This is a genomic window from Lentzea sp. JNUCC 0626 (genome assembly GCF_043632865.1).
Lineage (GTDB): Bacteria > Actinomycetota > Actinomycetes > Mycobacteriales > Pseudonocardiaceae > Lentzea.
The window spans coordinates 4,136,939-4,155,255 of the sequence record NZ_CP171635.1 but is presented as its reverse complement, the minus strand read 5'-3'; the positions used below and the strand labels follow the sequence as shown (position 1 = coordinate 4,155,255).

The window sequence follows — 18,317 nt, the reverse complement described above, 5'->3', positions numbered from 1 at the left end:
CATCTGTTTGACTAGGGGGCATGAAGAGGGGGCGCAAGCCGACGATCGACGCCGCCGACATCACGCGCGCCGCGATCGCGATCGCGGACGCCGAAGGGCTTGCCGCCGTGTCCATGGCGCGCGTCGCCCAGGAGATGGGCAACGCGACGATGGCGCTCTACCGGCACGTCAAGAACAAGGACGAGCTGCTCGCGTTGATGTGGGACGAGGCCATGGAGGACCCGCCGCCGCTGCCGGACGGCGAGTGGCGCGACAAGCTCGGGTTCTGGGCGAAGGCGGTGCTGCGGGCGATCCGCCGGCGCCCGTGGTTCCTGCAGATCCCGATCAGCGGCCCGCCGTCCGGCCCGCGCAACCTCGCCTGGCTGGAAAGCGCGCTCACGGCCCTCGACGGCACGCCGCTCGAGTCGGGCGAGAAGATCGGCGTCGTGATGGGGCTGTCGACGTTCGTGCAGGGGGAGGCGCGACTCGTCGGCACGCTGTCGCAGGGGTTCGAGGAGGACCCCGACCGCTTCAACCACCAGTACGGGCAGGTGCTGCGCGAGATCGTCGATCCTCGGAAGATGCCCGCGCTCGCGAAGATCATCGCGGCCGGTGTGTTCGACTACGACGACGTGAACACCGCGGAGGACCTCGGCGCGGACTTCGACTTCGGCCTGCACCTGTTCCTGGAGGGCGTCGCCGCGCACATCGGAGGCAGGGCATGACCTACGCGGTGATCGTCCTCACCGGCGGCAAGGGTGAACGCCTCGGCGGCGTCGACAAGGCCGCACTGTCCTTTCGGGACGCCACCCTGCTCGACCACGTGCTGTCCGTTGTGGACGACGCCGCGCAGAAGGTCGTTGTGGGGCCGGAGAAGGATCTTCCCGGCGTGCTCTGGGCACGGGAGGAGCCGCCTGGCGGTGGCCCGCTCGCCGGACTGGCCGCCGGACTCGCGCGCGTCACCGAGGACTGGGTCGCCGTTCTTGCGGTAGATCAACCGGGGCTCACCAAGGACACCATCGCGCGCCTGCGGGCCACGGGTCGCAACGCCGTGCTCAAGGACGACCGCGTGCAGTGGCTGATCGGCTTCTGGAACGCCGCTGAGCTGCGCGAAGCCCTCCCCGAAGACCCGGCGAACCTGCCGTTGCGCAGGACCCTGCTGAAGCTCGACCCCGTCGAAGTGTCCGCTTTGCCCGGTGAGGCTCAGGACGTCGACACACCAGACGACCTGGACACCCTTCACAGCGGTTGAACAGGCGAAGAGTAAGACTGTCAACGATCGGTAAACCCTGTTCCGCATGGAGGCCCGCACGTGACCGAGCCCGCCGCCGAGGCAACGCCGAACGCATCGGCGCCCGTCACCCCGGCTCGTGACGCCCAGCTGCTCGAACGCACCGTGTTCGAGGTGAAGCGGGTGATCGTCGGCCAGGACCGGCTCGTCGAGCGGATGCTCGTGGGGCTGCTGGCCAAGGGCCATCTGCTGCTCGAAGGTGTGCCGGGTGTCGCGAAGACGCTCGCCGTCGAGACGTTCGCCCGCGTGGTCGGCGGATCGTTCTCCCGCGTGCAGTTCACGCCCGACCTGGTGCCCGCCGACATCCTCGGCACCCGCATCTACCGCCAGTCCACCGAGACGTTCGACGTCGAACTCGGCCCCGTCGTCGCGAACTTCGTGCTCGCCGACGAGATCAACCGCGCGCCCGCCAAGGTGCAGTCGGCGATGCTCGAGGTCATGGCCGAGCGGCACGTGTCCATCGGTGGCAGGACGTTCCCGATGCCGAACCCGTTCCTGGTGCTCGCGACCCAGAACCCGATCGAGAACGAGGGCGTGTACCCGCTGCCCGAGGCGCAGCGCGACAGGTTCCTGTTCAAGATCCAGGTCGAGTACCCGACGGCCGAGGAAGAGCGCGAGATCGTCTACCGCATGGGCGTCGAGGCGCCCACGCCGAACCAGGTCCTCTCGCCCGAGGAACTGGTGCGCCTGCAGGGTGTCGCGTCGCGCGTCTTCGTCCACCACGCGCTCGTCGACTACGTGGTGCGCCTGGTGATCGCGACTCGCGCGCCCGGCGAGCACGGCCTCACCGACGTCGCGGGCTGGGTCGCCTACGGTGCCTCGCCGCGTGCGTCGCTCGGCATCATCGCCGCCGCGCGTGGTCTTGCGCTCGTGCGCGGTCGTGACTACGTGCTGCCGCAGGACGTCGTGGACGTCGTTCCGGACGTGCTGCGCCACCGTCTCGTGCTGTCCTACGACGCGTTGGCGGACGGCGTGCCGATCGACCACATCATCACGCGAGTGCTCCAGATCGTGCCGCTGCCGCAGGTGTCGGCCCGTCCGCAGCAGCCGGTGCCGGCTGGTAGGCCGTGAGCCGGGACAAGGAAGAGGAGCGCCCGTCCTGGGCGCCGCCCGTGTTGCGCGGGGTCCGGATGGAAGCCGCGCTGCGCATGCTGGAGCTCGACGTCCGGCGCAGGCTCGACGGCCTGTTGCAGGGCAACCACCTCGGCCTCGTGCCGGGGCCGGGCACCGAACCGGGCGAGGCGCGCACCTACCAGCCCGGTGACGACGTGCGCCGGATGGACTGGGCGGTCACGGCGCGCACGACGATCCCGCACATCCGCGAGACCGTCGCCGACCGCGAACTGGAGACGTGGGTCGCGATCGACCTGTCGCCGTCGCTCGACTTCGGCACCGCCGCGTGCGAGAAGCGCGACCTGGCCATCGCCGCGACGGCCGCGGTCGCGCACCTGACCCGCGGCGGCGGCAACCGGATCGGTGCCGCGGTCTCGACGGGTGCCGAGAACCTCCGCGTTCCGGCGCGGGGCGGGCTCGCGCACGCCAGGGGCATGATCCGCAAGATCGCCGAGATCGACCGGGCGCCCGAGGGCACCCGCGGCGACCTGGCGGAGTTGCTGGAACAGCTGCGCCGGCCACCGCGCCGGCGCGGCCTGATCGTGGTGATCTCCGACTTCCTCGGCGGCATGGAGTGGCAACGGCCGTTGCGCGCCCTGTCCGCCCGCCACGACATCGTGGCGATCGAGGTCGTCGACCCGCGTGACGTCGACCTGCCCGAGGTCGGCACCGTCGTGCTGTCCGACCCGGAGAGCGGGCGGCAGCGCGAGGTGACCGCGTCCGCGTTGCTGCGCAAGGAGTTCAACGCCGCGGCCGCCGAACATCGGGCCGAGGTGGCGGCGGGCCTGCGCCGTGCGGGCGCAGGGCACCTGGTGCTGCGGACCGACTCGGACTGGATCGCCGACACGGTTCGTTTCGTGGTGGCGCGCAAGCGTCGCTGGTCTGGGGGTGTCGCATGAGCTTCTCGAACTTCGTCGCCCCGTGGTGGTTCCTGCTGCTCGTGGCCGTGGTGCTGCTGGCCGCCGCGTACGTGTTCGTGCAGCGGTTGCGGCGCAAGAGGGTGCTGCGGTTCACGAACCTGGAGCTGCTCGAGAAGGTCGCGCCCAAGCGGGAACGCTGGTCGCGGCACGTTCCGGCGGCGTTCCTGCTGGCGGCGCTCGCGTTGCTGACGGTCGCGCTGGCCGGTCCGACGTCCGAGCAACGGGTCCCGCGCAACCGGGCGACCGTCATGCTGGTCGTCGACGTGTCGCTGTCGATGAAGGCCACCGACGTCAAGCCGTCACGCCTGGAGGCCGCGCAGGTGGCCGCCAAGTCGTTCGCCGAGGGCCTCACACCGGGCATCAATCTGGGCCTGATCTCGTTCGCCGGCTCCGCCACGGTGCTGGTCGCGCCGACGACGGACCGGGCGGCCGTCACGCAGTCGATCGACGGGCTCAAGCTCGCCCAGTCGACCGCGACCGGTGACGCGCTGGTGGCCGCGATGGCGTCCATCGACTCGTTCGGCAAGGTCGTCGGTGGCGCTGAAGGACCTCCACCCGCCCGCATCGTGCTGATGACGGACGGCAAGGAGACCGTCGGCACCCGCAAGGCGTTCGACGCGGCCGAGGACGCGAAGAAGGCCGGGACCCCGATCTCCACGATCTCGTTCGGCACCGAGGACGGCGTGGTCGACATCGAGGGCAGGCAGCAGTCCGTGCCCGTCGACGACGACTCGATGAAGGAGATCGCGAAGATCTCCGGCGGCGAGTTCTTCAAGGCCGCCTCCGCCGAGGAACTGCGCCGGGTCTACGACACCCTGGGCGAGCAGATCGGGTACGAGAAGAAGCAGGCGGACGCCTCGAAACCGTGGCTGCTGCTGGGCACGCTGACGGCGATGTTCGCCGCCGCCGCTGCCCTGCTCTTCGGTCAACGCCTGCCGTAGAACAGCTCCACGACGCCGTTGTCGAACGCCCTGGTGCTCTTGAGCGCCAGGGCGTTCGGCTTGCGGAAGAACGGCGTGCCGGTGCCGATGGCGACCGGGTTGAGGTAGAGCCGGACCTCGTCGATCAGGTCGTGCTCGAAGAACGTCTGGAGCAGCTCGTTGCCGCCGACCATGACGTCGGTGGTGATCGCGCGGATCTCGTCCGGGTCGACCTCGGTGCGGGTCTCGGTGTTCCAGTCGGAGAACGTCCGCGTGCGCGAGTAGACGATCTTGCGGGCGTTGCGCCAGATCGGCCCGAAGTCGCGCATCGCCTGCGGCCACTCGGGGTGGTCCTCGGCGTGCGGCCAGGCGCCGAGCATCAGCTCGTGGTTGCGGCGGCCGTCGACGAACGTGCCGAACTTCGCCAGCTCGGCGTTGATGTGGCCGTGCAGCTCGTCGCTCATGTGGTGCCAGTCGATGTCGTGGTCCGGGCCCTCGAAGAACCCGTCCAGCGAGACCGACGCCATCGTGCTGATCATCCGTGGAGCCTCCGGTATTCCGTTGCCGCGCCAGGGTGAAGAGGTACTTTGCCGGTGTCTATCAGGCTGCGCACGTCGAGGTACTGCGTGCCGAGCGCCTGCTCCGGCACGAGTTCCGCCGCCCTGCCGACCAGCAACCGGACGACGGCGCCCGCGTACTCGGCGCTCAGGTCGGGCCGGCACACCAGCAGGTTCGGCGTGCCGATCGTGGGCACGTCGACGGGGGAGCCGTAGACGCCCATGCGGACGTCGACGCGTTCGTAGACCTTGCCGTGCTCCTGCCGCAGCTTCGGCAGGAAGCCGTCGAGGGGGAGGAGCCTGATCCCGCTGGCCTTGTCGAGTTCCGGGGTGGGGACGCCGCCGGACCACAGCAGGGCGGCGATCTCGCCGGACTTCAGGGCGTCGATGGCGTTGCGCAGCGGGTAGTGCTCTTCCCGCACGCCCATCGCGAGCCTGCTGCCCTGCAAAGCGGCGCCCGAGCCGTCCGCGCCCAGGGACACCGGTTTGCCGATGAGGTCACTCGCTGACGTGTAAGGGGAATCCTTCAGGACGACGAGCTGGAGGTAGTTCTCGTAGACGCGGCCCAAGGCGACGAGGCCCGGTTCCATGTGGGCGCTGTCGCTCAGGGACAGCCCGAGGTCGGCGGTACCTTCGCGGAGGTGCTTGAGGTTGTCCGCGCTGCCGCCGGTCTGGATCGGCGTGATGGTCAACGGGCTCGGGGCGAGACGGGAGAGGAGTGCGGCGAAGTCGTTGTAGAAACCGCCCGGTTCGCCGCCCGCGATGCGGATGGTGCCGTCCGGTTCGCTCGTGCCGCACGCCGTGAGGGCGAGGGTGCCGAGGAGGAAGGTTCTGCGTTTCACAGCAGCGGCTCCTTCGGCAGTTCGACCGTGACGACCAGGCCGTTGTCGCTGTGCAGCTTCAGCTTTCCGTCGTGCGCCGTCACGATCCGTTCCGCGATCGCCAGGCCGAGGCCCGTGCCGCGCCGCGAGTCGTCGCCGCGCCAAAACCGTTCGGTGGCGTGCTTGATGTCCTTTTTGGACAGCCCGGGTCCGTTGTCCCGCACGGTCAGCGTCGCGCGGTCGCAGATGACGGTGACCTCGGTGGCGCCGTACTTGATGGCGTTGTCCAGCACCACGTCCAGCACCTGGGCGAGGTCCGACACCGCGCACCGCACGAGCCCGTGACTCCGGTCGTCGATGGTGATCGTCACGCCTTCGGCCTGCGCCGCCGCCCGCCACGCGTCGACCCGGTCGTGCGCCACGACCTGGAGGTCGGCGAGTTCGGGTTCGACGCCGCCCGCGGCCCGTTCGGTGGCGGTGCTCTCGGCCGAGGCGAGCGCGAGAAGCCCGTCCAGCAACAGTTCCAGCCGTTCGACCTCGGTGAGCAGCGACCCGTTGGACGGCAGCATGTCGACCCGGATCCGCAGCGCCGCCATGGGGTTGCGCAGCTGGTGCGAGGCGTCCGCGATCAGACGTCGTTGCTGATCGGCGGCCTCGGCCACGGCATCGGACATGCGGTTGAACGACTCCGACAACGCCCTGAGCTCGGCCGGTCCGGCGGTGTCGGCGACGTGCGTGCGCCGCTGCCCGGCCGCGACCGCTCGCACACCCCTGTCGAGTTCCTTCAACGGCCTCAGCAACCAGCGCGACACCACGAGCGCGAGCAGCACGCACGCGCAGGCCGCCAGCAACGCGCCTGCCAGCACGAGCGCCCAGCGCCGTGCCACGTCCAGCGCCGCCACCTCCGTCGAGGCCCTGAGCACCACGGCGCCCGCGACCTTCGTGCCGATGCCGACGGGCCGGGCGAACAACACGTCGCCGCCACTCCACGGCATCACGGTCGGCACGGTCTTCGCGGGCTGGTTCCGCAGTGCCGCGTCGATCTGCGCAGACACGTCCTCCGCCGTCATGCCCGATTCGACCACCGGCGTGCCGGACGCGTCGACGACCACGATCTCCTCGCCGTACACCTCGGCGTACCGCTCGGCCTCGGACACCACGACGTCGACCGGCAGCGTGGCGAAGCGGTCGAGGTCGGCGGTGCGGCTGATCACGAACTGCTGGGTGCGTTCGTTCGCGGTGCTCATCAGCAACGGGAACGCGAACGCCGTCACCGCCGAGAGCGAGAACAGCAGCAGCACCAACAGAAGCCGTTGCCGCATCTATTCACCGAGCCGGTAGCCGAAACCGCGGATCGTGTGCAGCAACCCGGGCCGGTCGAGCTTGGCCCGCAACTGCGTGAGGTGCACGTCGAGCGTCCGCGAGACCGCGACGAACGCGTTGCCCCACACCTCGTCCATCAACTGCTGCCGGCTCACCGCAGTGCCGGGCCGTCGCGCCAGCACCGCCAGCACGTCGAACTCCTTGGTGGTCAACGAGATTTCCCGCCCGCCGACCACGACCTGACGGCCCTGCAGGTCGATCTCCACATCGGACACCCGCACCACGTCGTCGGGTTCCTGCGACCGTGCGGCGCTGCGTCGTGCCACGGCGTCGATGCGCGCCAGCAGTTCCGCGAGCCGCACCGGCTTCACCAGGTAGTCGTCCGCGCCGAGCCGCAGGCCCCGGACGACCGTGCGTTCGTCACCCCGCGCGGTCAGCACGAGCACCGGCACCGGGTCGATCTTGCGGAGCTTGCGCAGCACCTCCAGGCCGTCCTGGTCGGGCAGGCCGAGGTCGAGCAGCACCACGTCCGCGTCGCGGTGGGCGATCAGCGCGTCGGCTCCGCGGCGCACGCGGGCAGGCCGGTGGCCGTTCGCCCGCAGCGCTTCCACCAGGGCGTCGGCGACACCGTCGTCGTCTTCGACCAACAGCACCCGCATTCCAGCAGTATCGGTCATAACGCCTGTTGCCCGCGCGTACCGACGCGCTTAAGTGACTGTAAAGAAGCCTTAGCTCAGGTTGTGAGTGGTCACGGACCGTCGCGATGGTGTCGGTCATGACAGTCGTTCAGGAGAAGAACAGCGAACGCCGAGTGGTGGCGAACGTGTTGCGTGGGTCGGTCGGAAACTTGATCGAGTGGTACGACTGGTACGCCTACACAGCGTTCAGCATCTACTTCGCGGCCGCGTTCTTCCCCAAGGGCGACCAGACCGCGCAGCTGCTCAACACCGCCGCCGTGTTCGCCGTCGGCTTCCTCATGCGCCCGCTGGGCGGCTGGCTGCTCGGCCGGTACGCCGACCGGCACGGGCGCCGCGCCGCGTTGACGTTGTCGGTCACGCTGATGGCCGCCGGGTCGTTGATCATCGCGTTGACGCCGTCGTACGCGTCGATCGGCGTGGCGGCGCCGGTGTTGCTGGTGCTCGCGCGGCTGTTGCAGGGTTTGTCCGTTGGCGGCGAGTACGCGACGTCTGCGACCTATCTGTCCGAAGTGGCCTCTCCTGCCCGGCGCGGGTTCTACTCCAGCTTCCAGTACGTGACGTTGACGGCCGGGCAGCTGGTGGCTTTGGGCGTGCAGATCGTGTTGCAGCAGTTCCTGTCCAAGACCGAGATGATGGAGTGGGGCTGGCGCATCGCGTTCGTCATCGGCGCGACCGGGGCGATCGTCGTGATGTGGCTGCGGCGCGGGATGGACGAGTCGGCGAACTTCGAGAAGCAGAAGGGGAGCGGCGAGCAGAACGGCACGATCCGGGCGTTGCTCAAGCACCCCAAGGAGTGCCTGACGGTCGTGGGCCTGACTTTGGGCGGCACGGTCGCGTTCTACACGTTCACGACGTACCTGCAGAAGTTCATGGTGAACACGAGCGGGATCGACGCCGCGACGGTCAGCTGGATCAACTTCGCCGCGTTGCTGGTGTTCGTGGTGCTGCAACCGCTTGCGGGCGCGTTGTCGGACCGGATCGGGCGTCGTCCGCTGCTGCTAGGCTTCGGAGTGTTGGGCACGCTCGCGACTGTGCCGTTGTTGTCGACGCTGGCGACGACGTCCGCGGTGATCCCCGCGTTCCTGCTCATGCTGGGCGGCCTCGTGATCGTGACGGGGTACACCTCGATCAACGCGATCGTGAAGGCCGAGCTGTTCCCCACGAACATCCGCGCGCTGGGTGTGGGGCTCCCGTACGCCCTGACGGTGGCGATCTTCGGTGGCACGGCTGAATACGTGGCGTTGTGGTTCAAGCAGGCCGGTATGGAATCGGTCTTCTACTACTACGTCGCGGGCTGTGTGCTGATCTCCTTGCTGGTCTACGGGTTCATGCGGGAGACGTCGAAGGACTCAGTCCTCGACCGAGATTAGTGCCGCGAGCGCGCTGGCCAGGTGCACGGGTTTGCGGTCGGTGGTGTGCCGGATCTGCGTGCGGCAGCTGAAGCCGTCCGCGATCACCAGCGCGTCCTCGTTGTCCCGCAACGCCGGCAGCAGGTCCTGTTCGGCGCACGCGATGGAGACGTCGTAGTGGCCTCGCTCGAAGCCGAAGTTCCCGGCGAGGCCGCAGCACCCCTCGACGATCTTCGGTTGGATGCCTGCCTTGGCCATCGCCTCGCGGTCGCGGTCGAAGCCGAGTTCGGCGTACTGGTGGCAGTGGGTCTGCACGACGGCCTCGCGCGCGCCTTCCAGTGACGGCAGCTTCGGCGCGACGTGCTCGGCGAACGTCCTGGTGGCCTTGGCAAGCGCTTGCACCGCCGGGTCGTCCGAGAGCTTCGGGGCTTCCGCGCGCAGGAACGCCGTGCAGCTCGGTTCCAGGCCGATCACCGGAACGCCCTGGCTCGTCCACGGCAGCAACGCCCGCGCGGTGCGTTCCAGCACCCTGCGGGCTTTGGACAGCTGGCCCGTCGAGTGCCAGGTCAGTCCACAACAGACGGTCGCGGACGGCACCTCGACGCGGTTGCCCAGATGTGCCAGGACGGTCGCGGCGTCGAGGCCGACGCCGGGTTCGAAGTGGTTCGTGAACGTGTCGGGGAACAGCAGCACCGGATCGCCGCTGCCGATCGGGTGCAGCTGGCGGACGAGCCGGGTGGTCTGGCGCGGCAGTTCGCGTTCCGGCGTGATGCCGGCGAACCGGCCGAACCGCGTCGTGATTCTGTTGACCAGCCCGTACTTCAGCCACGTGGGCAGCCAGCCCATCGTGTAGTGCGAGAGCGGCCTCAGTCGTTTCTTGTGGTGTTCGTGCAGGAATTCGGCCTTGTAGCTCGCCATGTCGACGTCGACCGGGCAGTCGCGCTTGCAGCCCTTGCACCCCAGGCACAGGTCGAGCGCCTCGGCGACCTCCTTCGAACGCCAGCCGCCCTTGATCACGTCGCCGTTGAGCATCTCGAACAGCAGGTGCGCGCGCCCTCGCGTGGAGTGCTTTTCTTCTTTGGTGACGCGATAACTCGGGCACATCACGCCGCCCTTGGTGTTCAGGCACTTGCCGACGCCGACGCACCGGCGCGTGTCGCTCGCGAACTCCGCACGGGTCGGGATCTTCGGTGGCGCGACGAGGACGCGCAGGTCGTCGTCCAGCTTCAGCGGTGCGACGATCCGGCCCGGGTTGAGCAGGTTGCGCGGGTCGAAGGCGCGTTTGAACTCGCCGAACGCCCTGATCGCCTCAGCCGGGTACATGCGGCTGAGCAACTCGGAGCGCGCCTGGCCGTCGCCGTGCTCGCCGGACAGGCTGCCGCCGTGGCTCACGACGAGGTCGGCGGCGTCCTGGAGGAACTCGCGGTAACCGTGCGCGAAGTCGAAGTCGATGCGGACGTGGATGCAGCCCTCGCCGTAGTGGCCGTAGGTGATGCCACGCCGTCCGTAACGGGTCAACAGTTGGTCGAACTCGCGCAGGTACGTGCCGAGGCGTTCCGGCGGCACGGCCGAGTCCTCCCAGCCCGACCAGGCCTCGCTGCCGTCGGCCATCCGGGTCGCGAGGCCCGCGCCGTCCTCGCGGATCCTCCACAGCGCCCGCTGGTGCGCCGGGTCGTGGATGATCATCGAGTTCTTGGCGTGCCTGGCGATCCGTTCGGGGTGGTCCTCCACCTCGACGAACAGCCAGCTGCGGCCTTCGGGCAGGTCAGGGCGTGTCTTGACGCTGTGGACGAGTGCCTCGTTCAGGCCCTCGATCGCGAGCGCGTCCTCGATCTGGGTGACCTGGTCGGCGGCTTCGTAGGTGTCCGCGAAGCCGAGCACGACGAGGATCCGGCGTTCGGGTCGGCGCACGAGCTTGAGTTCGGCGCCCAGCAGCACCACACAGGTGCCCTCGGTGCCGACGAGTTGCCGGGTGAGCGTCGGGGCGTCGAGCGCGTACCCGCTGACGCGGCGGCTGAGCTGCGGAAACCACGCCGGGTCGTAGCTCGGGAGCTGGAGGGGCGGCGGGTTCGTCGTGTCGAACGTGCGGCCGTCGGCGGTCAGGACGTGCAGGTTCTCGACGTTCTCGCTGGTCTTGCCCCACTTCACCGAGTGCGCGCCGCACGCGTTGTTGCCGATCATCCCGCCGATCGTGCAGCGCGAGTGCGTGGACGGATCGGGCCCGAACAGGTGGTCGCCCGCGCTGGCGTTGATCTTGTCGAGCACCGCTCCCGGCTGGACGAGCGCGCGGTCGCCGGAGATCTCGAACGAGGTGAGGTACCGGCTGAAGTCGATCACCAGCCCGGTGCCGCAGGCGTTGCCCGCGATGGACGTTCCCGCGCCCCTGCTGGTGATCGGGACACCGTGCTCCGCGGCGAGCCCCACGGCCGTGATCACCGCGTCTGTCGTGCGTGGACGGACGACGACGCGGGGTACGTGCCGGTAGTTGGAGGCGTCCGCCGAGTACAGGGCCCGGCTCGCCGGATCGTCGAGGACGTCGCCGTCCACCTGGCGCCGGAGTTGATCGAGAAAGGCCCGCATCACCCGATCATGCCCCGCCCAGTGTGACATGTCCCCGCCGATGCCGGTCTACCTGCCGGTAGCCGATAGCCTCACCCGGTCAACCAGCAGCGATTCTCAGGAGAGCTAGTGAGTCGGTCCGTTCTGGTCACCGGAGGCAACCGCGGCATCGGCCTCGCCATCGCGCAGGCGTTCGCGGCGCAGGGCGACAAGGTCGCGGTGACGCACCGCGGGTCCGGCGCTCCCGAAGGCCTGCTCGGCGTGAAGTGCGACGTGACGAACTCCGAGGAGATCGACGCCGCGTTCACCGAGGTCGAAGCCGCGCACGGTCCCGTCGAGGTGCTCGTGTGCAACGCGGGCATGACGCAGGACACGCTGCTGCTGCGCATGAGCGAGGCGCAGTTCACGTCCGTCGTGGACGCGAACCTCACCGGCGCGTTCCGCTTCGCCCAGCGCGCCTCGCGCGGCATGCTGCGCAAGAAGTTCGGCCGCATCGTCTTCATCTCGTCCGTCGTCGGCCTCACCGGCGGCCCCGGCCAGGTGAACTACGCGGCGTCCAAGTCCGGCATGATCGGCATGGCGCGCTCGATCGCCCTGGAACTGGGTTCGCGCAACATCACCGCGAACGTGATCACGCCCGGCTTCATCAGCACGGACATGACCGCCGAGCTGCCCGAGGCCGTCCGCGACGCCGCTCTCAAGCAGATCCCGGCCGCTCGTTACGGTGCCGCCGAGGAGATCGCGCGTGCCGTCACGTTCCTCGCGGCCAACGAGGCCGGCTACATCAACGGTGCCGTGCTGCCGGTCGACGGCGGCCTCGGCATGGGCCACTGACGGTTTTTCTCATTCTGCGAAAGGGTTGGATCAAGTGACCGGACTGCTCGAAGGCAAGCGACTGCTGATCACCGGTGTCATCACCGACGCGTCGATCGCCTTCCACGTCGCACGCGTCGCCCAGGAGCAGGGCGCCGAGGTCGTGCTGACCGGGTTCGGCCGGATGAGCCTCGTGCAGCGCATCGCCCAGCGCCTGCCCAAGCCCGCGCCCGTCGTCGAGCTCGACGTGCAGAACCAGGAGCACCTCGACACCCTCGCCGACCGCGTGCGCGAGCACGTCGACGGCCTCGACGGTGTCGTGCACGCCATCGGCTTCGCCCCGCAGAGCTGCCTCGGCGCACCGTTCATGGACGCGCCGTGGGAGGACGTCTCGGTCGCGATGCACGTCTCCGCGTACTCGTACAAGGCGCTCGTGCAGGCCACCCGCCCGTTGCTGACGCGCGGCTCGTCCGTCGTGGGCCTCGACTTCGACGCCCGCCAGGCGTGGCCCGCCTACAACTGGATGGGCGCGGCCAAGGCCGCGTTCGAGTCGATCAACCGCTACATGGCGCGCGACCTCGGCCCGGACGGCATCCGCGTCAACCTGATCTCCGCCGGCCCGGTCCGCACCATGGCCGCGAAGTCCATCCCGGGCTTCGTCGAGCTGGAGAAGATGTGGGGCGAGAAGGCGCCGCTGGGCTGGGACGTCGACGACGCCGAGCCCGTCGCGAAGTCGGTGTGCGGCCTGCTGTCCGACTTCTTCCCGGCCACCACGGGCTCGATGGTGTTCGTCGACGGCGGCGTGCACTTCCTCGGTCTCTGACGTCACACGCGTTCGTCATGTAAGGAGTACGGGCGTCTGATTGGATGGAGCGGTGAGTTTCGATGCGCTGCTCTGGCTGTCGTTCGGCGGCCCAGAAGGTCCAGAAGACGTCCGTCCCTTCCTGGAGAACGTAGTTCGCGGACGTGGCGTGCCGCCGGAGCGGCTGGACGAGGTCGAGGCCCACTACCAGCACTTCGGCGGCGTGTCGCCGATCAACCGCCTGAACCTCGAAGCCATCGCAGCAGTGCGCGCCCGCGGCTTCGAGCTGCCGATCTACTTCGGCAACCGCAACTGGCACCCCATGGTCGAGGACGTCGTCGGCCAGATGAAGGCCGACGGCATTCGCCGCGCTCTCGTCTTCCCGACCAGCGCCTACGGCGGCTACTCCGCTTGCCGCCAGTACGACGAGGACATCGTGCGCGCGCTGCAGGCCGTCCCGGACGGCCCGGAACTGGTGAAGCTGCGCCAGTTCTTCGACCACCCGCTCTTCATTTCTTCGTTCGCCGATGCAATTCGTTCGGCGGCTTCTTCTTTGACCGGTCCGTACCGTGTGGTTTTCACCGCGCACTCGGTGCCGGTGTCGGCCGACAAGGCCGCCGGTCCGCCTGCCGAGGGTGGTTACCGCTACTCGCGCCAGATCGTCGAGGCTTCCCGGTTGGTTGCTTCCGAACTGGGCATCACCGAGTACGACGTGGTGTGGCAGTCCCGTTCCGGCCCGCCGCAGATCCCGTGGCTCGAGCCGGACATCGTCGACCACATCGACGCCTTGCACGCCAAGGGCGTTGCCGGGGTCGTGGTGTGCCCGATCGGCTTCGTGTCCGACCACCTCGAAGTGGTGTGGGACCTCGACACGGAGGCGCGTGACCGGGCGTTGGAGCTCGGCATGGAGTTCGCCCGCGCCGCCACGCCCAACGCCGACCCGCGGTTCGCCGAGCTCGTGACGGAGCTGGTCGCGGAACACACTTCCGGTGCGCCGGTGCGGAAGTTGTCGTCGTTCGTGGCGGCGGGGTGCACGGTGAACGGAGCGCCTTGCGCGCCGTTGTGCTGCGAGCCGGCGAAGAGGCCGGTCCGCGCCTGATCACTCCCGCAGGTGGATCGGTTTCAGGTAGACCCTGGCGTTTCCTGCCGCCACCAACGCCGCTGTGCAGGCGGCGATCGCGCCGGGCGAGGCGACCTTCGTGGCGCAGTCCGGCACGATCGTCGCCGACCTGTCCTCGACGTACATCATGTTGAGCAGGTTCTTGAACGGAAAACGGTCGAAGCGGGTCGTCGCCAGCTCGACATGGCGTTGGTCGATGACCACGGTCATGTAGGGCTTCGTGCAGGCGGACAGACGGGTCATCAGGTCCGTCGTCGGCTCGAGTTCACCGAGGTCGAACATGACCGCAGTGTCGGCGTGGAGTTGCTGCAGAGTCGCGCATTCCTGGTCGGAAACGCCGTCCGCCAGATCCTCCTCGGCGAGCCGCGCCGGTGGCAAACTGTTGTGGAAGAACAAACTCGCCTGCCGAGCCGATTCGGCTACGGCGGTCATGTGCGTTCGAAGATCAGCGTTGGCCAGCCCGACGATCGACCACATGGACGCACTTTCGCCGTTGTTGAAGAAGGTAAGCCCCGCGCTGTCGAGAGTAACGACCGCCCCTATCTCGTAGGGCCCGTTGACCGTCGTCGCGTCGTCTTCCTTGTTCTTCAGCGAGACGTAGTGGCGAGTGACGACGTCCAAGTCAGGGGACGAGTCGCGCATCGAGTCGCTCTGGGTGAACCCCACGACCAGCGGACGGTCGAACTCGTCCTGGACGACGTGGATGTCCTGCGCGGCAGCGATTCCCTTGAGGGTCTCCTGCCACCGCGCCCCGTCGTGGTGCGCCAGATCTCCCAGCACCATCAGCCACACCTCGGACGACAGGCGGCCCGGTAGCCGAGGATGGCGGCCGATCCGGTCGAGCACCTCGTCGTCGCCGGGACTCTTGTGCAGCAACTGCCACTCGTCGTCGGTCAATGCCGCGAAACACCCTGTGGCGCCGCGCAGCGACACCCGCACCATTCGTTCGTCCACCGTGGACCATCCGGTGCTCTGGCACGGCTCCGGCCGGGTCACCCACACGACCGTGACGGCGGCGACCAGCGCCGTCGCGGTGAGCCCGGCGGTCACGACCCGCGGCACCGAACGGCGTGACGTGGTGCGGTCGGCGTTCATCACCAGACGTTCCTGCAGCCGGATGTGCCAGAACTGGTAGCTGCCACCGGAGACGCGCAACAGACCGCGTTCGCGGGCGTCGGCCAGATAGTGCATCAACCGCCACGGCAACCGCCCTCCCAGCGCCAGCACCGTCCGTGCCACCAGGAAACGCGTCCACGCTCGTGTCGCGAGCACCGCCACCGCGAACAGCACGACGAACAAGGCACTGTTCGCGATGAGCCTTGCCGTGTTGGCACCGCTCAGCGACCACGGCACCAGTTCGTGCATGGGTGGGAGTTCGAAGGTGACCAGAGCGGGGATGGTGTCGGTCGACGCGATCCGCCGACCGAAGTGCGCGCCCAGAGCGGCTCCGACCGAGCACGTGATGACCGTCAACGCGCCGACGACGACGCCGGTGACGGCGGCCGAGGTGAAGGTGGATCGGCGGTCCTGACGCAGGAACTCCTCAGGGCTCGCCTTGCCGGCGCGGCTGGTACGCGCGGCGAGAAGTTCGTGCAGGCCGACGCCGATTCCGGACACGAGCGCCAAGGCGACCAGCGCGCCCGCGTACGTCATGAAAGGGCTGCGCGAGTCGAGATCCTGCTCGAACACCTTCGTGCCCATGAGCAGGAAGGGCACGCCCGGGACCAGCACGAGTGCCGCGCCCGCCGCCACGCCGCGGCCGAGGCCGCGCAGTCCGGGAGTGCTCGACACCGGGCCGGGTTCGCGGCCGCTGCTCGCGAGCCAGAGCGACGTCACGGCCACGCCGAAGATCGTCGCTATCAGCTGTGGGTTTGCGAGGAGGTAAACCGACAGGTCCCTGCTGTAGATGTCCTCGAGGTCCTTCGACGCCGTCCAGAACATGACCGCGAACACCGGCACACCGACCAGCAGGCCCAGGACCGGGGCGATCCACGGGGAGAGGGTGCGGCGGGCCAGTTGCCACCAGCGGAACTCGTGGTCGTCGTTGCGGTGCAGCACTTCCGCGAGGTAGGTGAGCCAGCGGCGGTGTTTCTCGTCGGGGTAGAGGGTGGTGACCATCAGGTCGACCAGGTGGTCCTCGACGGCGTGCCGGTTGGTGAAGCGCGTCAGGTCGTCTGGCGTGCGGTCTTTGTAGGCCGCGGCGAACAGCGACAGCATCAGCGGGGTGCTCAGCGCGGTGGCGATGGGGCCATCGGGTGCGGCTTTGACGTGTTTGGCGACGGTCGGCCACGGGCGTAGGCGGGCTATTACGTCCTGCGTGGTGACCGGGTTGATGCGGACCACCGGTGCTCGTAGGAGGGTGGGGGCGCCGCCGGTGATGAGGTCCTCGTACTCGGTTATGCGGCAGGTGAGGACCAGTGGGCGGTCGCCGTCCAGGACGTCGTTGAGGCGGTTCACGGCTCGGCGGCGGGCGTGGTCGGGGAGTTCGTCGAGGCCGTCGAGGATGGGGACTATGAGGCGGCTCAGCAGCAGGGCGCGTACGGCTTGTTGGCGGCCGTTGTAGTAGGTGGTGGCGAGGGTGCGGATGAGCCAGTCGTCCAGCGGGTCGGCCACCGGGTCCCATGAGGACAGTGAGAGGAACACCGGGACTGGGGAGCCCTGGGTGCGGCGGCGCAGGAGGCCTGCGGTGAGCAGGATGCCCAGGAAGGTCTTGCCGGAGCCCGGTTCGCCGATCATCACCAGGCGGCGGGACGGGAGTTGGTCGAAGGCGTCGGCGAGGGCGGTGGCGGCGGAGTCCGGGTTGCCTTCGAGGCGGCCTGCGGTGTGCAGGCGGACCGGGCCGATGTCGGTGCCGGTCCAGCCGAGTGGGATCAGGGATTGGGAGCCGAAGCGTTCGCGGCGGTGGCGGATCTCCGGTTCCCACTGGGCCAGGAGTTCGAGGGCCAGCGCGTCGGCTTCCTGGTCGGCGGGCTGCGGGCGGCCGTCGCGGGAGAGGTGCAGGACTACGCCGGCGAACGCCGTGCCGATCGCTACCAGGGCGGCGGCGATGCTGCTGTAGGCGTCGTTCTCCTCCAGCGAGTTGAAGGCGAGAACTAGCAGGACCGCGGCGGTGACGACCAGTCCCGCCGTGATCACCTTGGTGCGTGGTGCCACGGCGGGCAGCTTGGCAGCGGTGTCGGGTCAGCCGTGGATGTTTGGCTGCGGATGACCCGACCGTGTGAATCTGCTCAGTGCCTGCCGGCGCCGCTGTCGGCCAGGACGCGGACGGCCTCGTCCACCGCTGCGCAGCGGGCGCGGCGCACGGCCAGGGAGACCGGGCGGAGGGCCTCGGTGCGGGCCGTCATGGCTGAGGCCGAGAGGGCGCCGCCTGGGGCGTCGGAGCTCGCCACCTTGACGATCGCGTCCACCTCCGCTGCCCGCTGGAGGACTCGGAGGGAGCGCGGGGGCATGGCGGCGGGCCAGGGGAGGGTCGAGTTCTCGGCCGCCAGGTCGGCTATCTCCTGGCGGACGTTCGGGCGGTGCTTGGCCACGTCGAGGCTGGCCAGGGCGGCCGTCGCCTCGCGCAGGGCGGCGCCCAGGCCGTGTTCCGCCTCGCCGATCGGGATGTGTTCCAGGCCGTTGGACGACGGGAGGTCGAAGACGGTCCAGCGCATCACGCCGTCGGCCACGATCTTCGGGACCAGGCCGATGTGCACCGACGGGACGACCAGGGCCTCGCCCGAGCGCAGCGCGCACGTGGCGAGGGGGCCCTTGCCTCCCAGGCCTCGTACGTCGCCCGGGACCGGTAGGACCAGCCTGGCCGAAGTGGCGCCCGCGCGCCGCAGGGCGGCCAGCAGCAGGGCGGGGCCCACAGGGGCCTCGTCGGGACCGGGGAGGTCGAGCGCCGTGGCGGTGCCGTCGTCGTCGGCCACCACCTCGTGCTGCTCGGCCCACAGGTGCAGGGCGTCGAGGACGTCGTCGGAGGCGGCCAGACCGTGCAGCCATCCCGACGCCCACACGACCAGCGTGGCGCTCGCACAGGACACGCGACGAGATTACGTGGCCCCGGCCCG

At 69.2% G+C, this 18,317-nt stretch carries 16 protein-coding genes; 9 read left to right on the top strand and 7 right to left on the bottom strand.

Features of this window, described 5'->3' with window-relative positions; genetic code table 11:
* Positions 1-20: 20 nt before the first annotated feature.
* Genes JNUCC0626_RS17665 through JNUCC0626_RS17645 form a run of 5 tightly spaced genes read left to right on the top strand, consistent with a single transcriptional unit; the run spans position 21 to position 4,244 of the window.
* Complete coding sequence (locus JNUCC0626_RS17665) at positions 21-704, top strand: TetR/AcrR family transcriptional regulator (protein ID WP_394620855.1); 684 nt, start codon at positions 21-23, stop codon at positions 702-704.
* A complete protein-coding gene (gene mobA / locus JNUCC0626_RS17660) occupies positions 701-1,231 on the top strand; it encodes a molybdenum cofactor guanylyltransferase (protein WP_394620854.1) in 531 nt (176 codons plus the stop codon). Before JNUCC0626_RS17665 ends, mobA begins: the two co-directional genes overlap by 4 nt.
* 60 nt (positions 1,232-1,291) lie before the next feature.
* On the top strand, positions 1,292-2,341 hold the full coding sequence (locus JNUCC0626_RS17655; RefSeq protein WP_191304813.1) for an AAA family ATPase: 1,050 nt from the start codon (positions 1,292-1,294) through the stop codon (positions 2,339-2,341).
* Positions 2,342-2,400: 59 nt separating this feature from the next.
* A complete protein-coding gene (locus JNUCC0626_RS17650; RefSeq protein ID WP_394622053.1) occupies positions 2,401-3,282 on the top strand; it encodes a DUF58 domain-containing protein in 882 nt (293 codons plus the stop codon).
* Positions 3,279-4,244: a VWA domain-containing protein gene (locus JNUCC0626_RS17645; protein ID WP_394620853.1), complete on the top strand. Its 966-nt coding sequence runs from the start codon at positions 3,279-3,281 to the stop codon at positions 4,242-4,244. The genes JNUCC0626_RS17650 and JNUCC0626_RS17645 overlap by 4 nt, the downstream gene beginning before the upstream one ends.
* On the opposite strand, the gene JNUCC0626_RS17640 is transcribed toward JNUCC0626_RS17645, so the two are convergent.
* Genes JNUCC0626_RS17640 through JNUCC0626_RS17625 form a run of 4 tightly spaced genes read right to left on the bottom strand, consistent with a single transcriptional unit; the run spans position 4,229 to position 7,583 of the window.
* Entirely contained in the window at positions 4,229-4,762 is a 534-nt protein-coding gene (locus tag JNUCC0626_RS17640; RefSeq protein WP_394620852.1) for a dihydrofolate reductase family protein, read from the bottom strand. The genes JNUCC0626_RS17645 and JNUCC0626_RS17640 overlap by 16 nt on opposite strands.
* Positions 4,759-5,622 carry a TAXI family TRAP transporter solute-binding subunit gene (locus JNUCC0626_RS17635; RefSeq protein WP_394620851.1) on the bottom strand — a complete coding sequence of 288 codons (864 nt, stop codon included), beginning with the start codon at positions 5,620-5,622 and terminating at the stop codon, positions 4,759-4,761. Before JNUCC0626_RS17635 ends, JNUCC0626_RS17640 begins: the two co-directional genes overlap by 4 nt.
* Complete coding sequence (locus tag JNUCC0626_RS17630; RefSeq protein WP_394620850.1) at positions 5,619-6,923, bottom strand: HAMP domain-containing sensor histidine kinase; 1,305 nt, start codon at positions 6,921-6,923, stop codon at positions 5,619-5,621. The genes JNUCC0626_RS17635 and JNUCC0626_RS17630 overlap by 4 nt, the downstream gene beginning before the upstream one ends.
* Positions 6,924-7,583: a response regulator transcription factor gene (locus tag JNUCC0626_RS17625; protein WP_394620849.1), complete on the bottom strand. Its 660-nt coding sequence runs from the start codon at positions 7,581-7,583 to the stop codon at positions 6,924-6,926. It lies immediately after the preceding gene.
* Positions 7,584-7,699: 116 nt separating this feature from the next.
* On the opposite strand from JNUCC0626_RS17625, the gene JNUCC0626_RS17620 reads away from it, so the two are divergent.
* The gene (locus tag JNUCC0626_RS17620) at positions 7,700-8,992 is read left to right on the top strand and encodes an MFS transporter (RefSeq protein WP_394620848.1); all 1,293 of its coding nucleotides are present in this window, start codon (positions 7,700-7,702) and stop codon (positions 8,990-8,992) included.
* Here the strand turns inward: JNUCC0626_RS17620 and JNUCC0626_RS17615 are convergent.
* A complete protein-coding gene (locus tag JNUCC0626_RS17615; RefSeq protein WP_394620847.1) occupies positions 8,972-11,551 on the bottom strand; it encodes an FAD-binding and (Fe-S)-binding domain-containing protein in 2,580 nt (859 codons plus the stop codon). The genes JNUCC0626_RS17620 and JNUCC0626_RS17615 overlap by 21 nt on opposite strands.
* Positions 11,552-11,659: 108 nt before the next feature.
* Between JNUCC0626_RS17615 and fabG the strand changes: the two genes are divergently transcribed.
* From fabG to JNUCC0626_RS17600, 3 genes are read left to right on the top strand one after another with little or no spacing between them, the layout of a single operon-like run.
* Positions 11,660-12,364 (top strand): 3-oxoacyl-ACP reductase FabG, encoded by a 705-nt coding sequence (gene fabG, locus JNUCC0626_RS17610; RefSeq protein WP_394620846.1) that lies wholly within the window; start codon positions 11,660-11,662, stop codon positions 12,362-12,364.
* A gap of 34 nt (positions 12,365-12,398) precedes the next feature.
* Positions 12,399-13,166, top strand: coding sequence for an enoyl-ACP reductase FabI (fabI, locus tag JNUCC0626_RS17605; protein ID WP_285642205.1), 768 nt, complete (start codon positions 12,399-12,401; stop codon positions 13,164-13,166).
* A 52-nt stretch (positions 13,167-13,218) separates the two neighbouring features.
* Positions 13,219-14,244 carry a ferrochelatase gene (locus tag JNUCC0626_RS17600; protein ID WP_394620845.1) on the top strand — a complete coding sequence of 342 codons (1,026 nt, stop codon included), beginning with the start codon at positions 13,219-13,221 and terminating at the stop codon, positions 14,242-14,244.
* Here JNUCC0626_RS17600 and JNUCC0626_RS17595 read toward each other — a convergent pair whose 3' ends face one another.
* On the bottom strand, positions 14,245-17,418 hold the full coding sequence (locus JNUCC0626_RS17595; RefSeq protein ID WP_394620844.1) for an NACHT domain-containing protein: 3,174 nt from the start codon (positions 17,416-17,418) through the stop codon (positions 14,245-14,247).
* Between the two features lie 74 nt (positions 17,419-17,492).
* Positions 17,493-18,290 carry a hypothetical protein gene (locus JNUCC0626_RS17590; protein WP_394620843.1) on the bottom strand — a complete coding sequence of 266 codons (798 nt, stop codon included), beginning with the start codon at positions 18,288-18,290 and terminating at the stop codon, positions 17,493-17,495.
* Between the last annotated feature and the right edge of the window lie 27 nt (positions 18,291-18,317).